Source organism: Bradyrhizobium pachyrhizi (genome assembly GCF_001189245.1).
Lineage (GTDB): Bacteria > Pseudomonadota > Alphaproteobacteria > Rhizobiales > Xanthobacteraceae > Bradyrhizobium > Bradyrhizobium pachyrhizi.
Window position 1 is genome coordinate 30248 of sequence record NZ_LFIQ01000107.1, and the last position, 4619, is coordinate 34866.

Genomic DNA, 4619 nt, shown 5'->3' on the forward strand with positions numbered 1-4619 from the left:
CATCGATATCCGCGTCGCGATCATGCCGACGCAGCACGGCGAATCCTGTGTCATCCGTATCCTGCCCAAGGATCGCGGCCTGCTGGTGGTCGAAAAGCTCGGATTCTCCGAGCCCGACGAAGCCAAGCTGCGGCGGCTCTTGAAGCTGCCGCACGGCATGGTCGTGATCACGGGACCGACCGGCAGCGGCAAGACCACGACGCTGGCCACGATCCTGTCGATCCTCAATGAGCCGAGCCGCAAGATCCTGACCATCGAGGATCCGGTCGAATACGAGCTTCCCGGCGTCAACCAGTCCCAGATCAAGCCCGCGATCGGCCTGACCTTCGCCACCGCGCTGCGGTCCTTCGTTCGCCAGGACCCGGATGTGATCATGGTCGGCGAAATCCGCGATTCGGAGACCGCGCATGTCGCGGTTCATGCGGCGCTGACCGGGCATCTGGTGCTAACGACGCTGCACACCGAGACCGCGGCTGCCGCGGTGCCGCGTCTGCTCGACCTCGGGGTCGAAGGCTATCTGTTGCGTTCGGTGCTGCGCGGTGTGATCGCACAGCGTCTGGTCCGCCAACTCTGCGAGCGCTGCAAGGCGGCGCGGCCGCTGGCAACAGCCGATTTCGCCGAGGACCCCCGGCTCGCCGCGCTCGGCTTCAAGGCCGACGAGATCATTCAGGAGCCATGCGGCTGCGAGCGCTGTGGCGGGACCGGCTATCGCGGCCGCCTCGGCGTGTTCGAGTTGCTCGAACTGTCCAATGAACTGCGCGAACTGGTCGGGGAGCGAACCGACGGGCTGAAGATCGATACGATGGCGATCCGCTCGGGCATGACCACGATGCTCGACGATGGGGTCGCCAAATGCCGCGCCGGATTGACCTCGCCTGCCGAGATCCTCCGCGTCGCAACGGTGCGGTGACGCCGTGCCGAATTATCGCTATCGCGCTTTGACTCAGGCCGGCGAGATCGTGAACGGCACGATCTCCGCCCCGACGGCGGCCGAGGTGGCGCGGCGCATCGAATATCTCAAGCTGCTGCCGATCGAAACCACCGAGGACAAGCGCGCATCCGGAGCCACCGGTGGCCGCAGCCTGTTCGGCGGGCCGAGTGCGGCCGAGGTCACTACGTTCACGCGTGATCTCGCGCTGCTGCTCAAGGCCGGTGCGCGGCTTGACGATGCCTTGGAGCTGCTGTCCGGCGACGCCGATGTCGGCCGGATGCGACCCGTGGTGGCGAAGATTCGCGCCGCCCTGCTCACCGGCGAGAGCTTTGCCGATGCGGTTGCCGATCATCCAACCCTGTTCCAGCCGATGTACATCGCCCTGGTCCGGGTGGGAGAAATCTCCGGCACGCTCGATTCCGTGCTGGAGATGCTGGGGACCGAGCGCGCGCGTTCCGAGCAGATGCGGCGCAAGCTGACCGACGCCATGCAATATCCGGCCTTCGTGCTGGTCGCGGCGTCCGGTGTGATGCTGTTCTTCCTGCTGTTCGTGCTGCCGCAATTCTCGACCGTGCTCGGCGATTTCGGCGGCAAGTCGGACACGGCGCTCGCCAGCTTCATTGCAGTATCGGATTTCCTGCGCGCCAATGCCACCGCGGCAAGCCTGATCAGCGCGGCGACGATTGCGCTCACATGGTGGCTGCTACGGCAGGCGCGCGTGCGCGCCGCGCTGGTCAACGCCATCTCGCGTGTGCCGGGCATCAGCAGCGCCTTCCAGTTCTATCGGGCCAGCCTGTTCTGCCGCAATCTCGGCGTCCTGCTCGGCAGCGGTGTCAACCTCACCGCCGCGCTGCGCATCCTGGTCGACATCATGTCGGTGACCGGAAGCGAGGCGAACTGGACCGCCGCCGCCGACCGCGTCCGCCATGGCGGCAAATTGTCGGAAGCACTCGCCGTGGCGGACAGCCTGCCGCCGATGGCGGTCCGCATGCTGCGGCTCGGTGAAGAGACCGGGCAGCTGCCGGTGCTGGCCGGGCGGGTCGCGGAATTCTACGAAGCAAAATTGCAGCGCAGCCTGGACCGGGTCGTCGGCATCGTCGGTCCGCTGGCGATCATCACGATCAGCACCGTGGTCGGCGGACTGATCGTGTCGGTCATGACGGCGCTGCTCTCGGTTACGCAGCTAGTCGGTTAGAGCAGGGGTCATCGGCCATGATATCGCGCAACATCATCATAAAGGCATTCGCCACGCGAGCGGAACGCGCTCGCACGCCGTCGCAAAGCCAGAGGCGTTCGGGGCAGGAAGGCTTCACGCTGGTCGAGATGCTGGTCGTGATCGCGATCATCGGCCTGATCATGGGGCTGATCGGGCCGCGCGTGCTCAACTATCTCAGCGAATCCAAGGTCAAGACCGCGCGCATTCAGCTGCAGAGCTTCTCCAGCGCGCTCGACCTGTTCTATCTCGACGCCGGGCGCTTCCCGTCCACGGCTGAGGGGCTTGCCGCGCTGGTCCGGCGCACGCCGGGGGTCGCGGCCTGGAATGGCCCGTATCTGAAGGGCGGCAACGTGCCGAACGATCCCTGGAACCACCCCTATCTCTATCGCTCGCCGGGCGAACATGGACCGTATGACATCGTCTCCTACGGCTCCGATGGTCAGGAGGGCGGCAGCGGTACCTCGGCCGATATCTCGCTCGAGAAGACCACCGCCGCGAACAACGACCAGTAAGGATGCATGGCAAGCATGAGTGACGCGACGCAGCGCGGTTTCACCCTGCTCGAGATGGTGTGCGTGCTCGCCATCATCGCGCTGCTGGCGGCCGTGCTGCTTCCGTTCATTCCGCACCAGACCTCGCGATCGCGCCTGCAGGCCTATGCATTGCAAACAGCGACGCTGCTGAAGGCCGACCGGAATGCCGCCATCGAGCGCAGCACCAGCGTTGCGACGCTGGTTGATGCGCCGAGCCGGGTGATCCACTCCGGGGCGTCGCGCATGACGGTGCGGATCCCCGAGGACGTACGGTTCGATGCCGTGCTGCCGCAGAGCTGTCAGCGTCGCGCCGCACTGTCGACCATCCGCTTCTTCGCCAATGGCGGTTCCTGCGGCGGCTCCATCGCGCTGACGCGGCTCGATGCGGGATATGAGGTTCGCGTCAACTGGCTTACCGGAAGGGTTGAAATCGTTGCCCGCGACGTCGCTGCCAACTAACCGTGCTGATGCGGGGTTCACCATCATCGAGGTGCTGGTGGCGCTGGCGCTGGTGGCTGTCTCGATCGTTGCGATCGGCGCAGTCATGGGCGTCAAGACGCGCGGCGTGCGAGCGCTGGAGCAGCACGTGGCGCTGATGCAGGCGGTGCGCACCTTGATGACGGTCGGCATCCCGCCCCGCGCGGAATTGCAGTCGGGCACCTCGACGGGGCAGGCGGAGGGCTACCGCTGGACCATCGACGTCGCTCCGCTCGGCGGCGACTGGAAGGTGCCGGAGGGCAATGTGCCATGGGCCCCGGAGCTGGTGCGGATTCGCGTCAAATCCCCGGGCGGTGCGCTGTCCGACATTCGCACCGTGCGCCTGATGCCGAGGTCGTCGGAATGACCCGGGCATGGGCAGACCAGCGAACGGACGAGCGCGGCTTCACGCTGATCGAGACTATCGTCGCGCTGGCGCTGATGGGGCTGTTGCTGTCGGCGCTCGCCAGCATCACCGCGCAATGGCTGCCGAGCTGGAACAAGGGCCTCGACCGGATCCAGCGCAGCGAATTGGTCGGGATCGCGCTGGAGCGGATCGGCGCCGATCTTGCGGCCGCGGAGTTCGTTGCCGCCAACCGCGACAGCCACAAGCCGCTGTTCGACGGATCGGAATTGTCGGTGATGTTCGTGCGCACGTCGGTCGGGCCGAATGCCGGGCCGGGGCTCGATGTGGTGCGCCTTGGCGAGGTCAGCGATCGCGGCGAGTTCGTCACGGTTCGCACGCAGACGCGCTTCACGCCGCTTGCCGACGGGGTGTCGCTGTCGGAGCAGGTCCATCTCGGCAGTCCGGTGGTGCTGCTGCGCGCGCCCTATCGGCTGTCGTTCGCCTATGCCGGCGCTGACCGGGCCTGGAAGAGCGCCTGGAAGGACGCCGACAGACTGCCGGCGATGATCCGGCTGACCGTGCGCGATGCGGCGAGCCAGCGCGTCCTGTCGGTTTCGACCATCGCGCCGGTCCATGTCCAGATTCCGAGCGACTGCACCAAGCCGGACGGCAATTGCGGCGACAAGCAGAGTTCCGGCAGTGCCACTGGTCAGGGGAAGACGTGATGCATGCGTCCGGCAAGATCGGCCGATCGCCGGCCAATCGCGGTTTCGTCATCGTTGCGGTGCTCTGGATCCTGCTGGCGCTGTCGTCGCTGGCGATCATCTTCTCGGCCTATCTGGCCGCGTCGGCGCGCGCGCTGGCGGCCAGCGACCTGTCGTTGCAGACCGAGGCGCTGGTGTCGGCCGGGCTCGAGCTCACCGCCTATCAGCTGACGCTGACGGACGACAAGACGAGGCCGCAGCAGGGGACGTTTCATTTCGGTCTCGACGATGCCAGCGTCGGTGTCACCTTTACGTCGGAGGCCGGCCGCCTTGATCTGAACTACGCGTCGAAGGAGATGCTGATCGGCCTGTTCGTCGTGCTCGGCGCCCGCAAGGACGCCGCCGCTGAATA

General features: G+C 66.4%; 6 protein-coding genes and 1 pseudogene. All 7 read left to right on the top strand.

Features of this window, described 5'->3' with window-relative positions:
- A partial coding sequence (locus tag AKL29_RS45635; protein WP_244482451.1) for a GspE/PulE family protein occupies window positions 1–910 on the top strand: 910 nt, incomplete at its 5' end.
- Between the two features lie 4 nt (window positions 911–914).
- Window positions 915–2126 (top strand): type II secretion system F family protein, encoded by a 1212-nt coding sequence (locus tag AKL29_RS27330; protein WP_050386311.1) that lies wholly within the window; start codon window positions 915–917, stop codon window positions 2124–2126.
- 17 nt (window positions 2127–2143) lie between these two features.
- Window positions 2144–2659 (top strand): type II secretion system major pseudopilin GspG, encoded by a 516-nt coding sequence (gene gspG / locus AKL29_RS27335; RefSeq protein ID WP_050386312.1) that lies wholly within the window; start codon window positions 2144–2146, stop codon window positions 2657–2659.
- 15 nt (window positions 2660–2674) lie between these two features.
- The gene (locus AKL29_RS27340; protein WP_050386340.1) at window positions 2675–3139 is read left to right on the top strand and encodes a type II secretion system protein; all 465 of its coding nucleotides are present in this window, start codon (window positions 2675–2677) and stop codon (window positions 3137–3139) included.
- The gene (locus AKL29_RS27345; protein ID WP_244482452.1) at window positions 3114–3524 is read left to right on the top strand and encodes a prepilin-type N-terminal cleavage/methylation domain-containing protein; all 411 of its coding nucleotides are present in this window, start codon (window positions 3114–3116) and stop codon (window positions 3522–3524) included. The genes AKL29_RS27340 and AKL29_RS27345 overlap by 26 nt, the downstream gene beginning before the upstream one ends.
- Window positions 3521–4228, top strand: coding sequence for a PulJ/GspJ family protein (locus tag AKL29_RS27350; protein WP_050386313.1), 708 nt, complete (start codon window positions 3521–3523; stop codon window positions 4226–4228). Before AKL29_RS27345 ends, AKL29_RS27350 begins: the two co-directional genes overlap by 4 nt.
- A pseudogene (locus AKL29_RS45640) lies at window positions 4228–4619 on the top strand (type II secretion system minor pseudopilin GspK); the annotation flags it as partial. The gene AKL29_RS27350 and the pseudogene AKL29_RS45640, both read left to right, overlap by 1 nt.

What these genes read in the sequence shown, in the direction of transcription:
- gspG (WP_050386312.1), top strand. Translation starts at nt 2,144, where the DNA reads ATGATATCGCGCAACATCATCATAAAGGCATTCGCCACGCGAGCGGAA.
- AKL29_RS27340 (WP_050386340.1), top strand. Translation starts at nt 2,675, where the DNA reads ATGAGTGACGCGACGCAGCGCGGTTTCACCCTGCTCGAGATGGTGTGC.
- AKL29_RS27350 (WP_050386313.1), top strand. Translation starts at nt 3,521, where the DNA reads ATGACCCGGGCATGGGCAGACCAGCGAACGGACGAGCGCGGCTTCACG.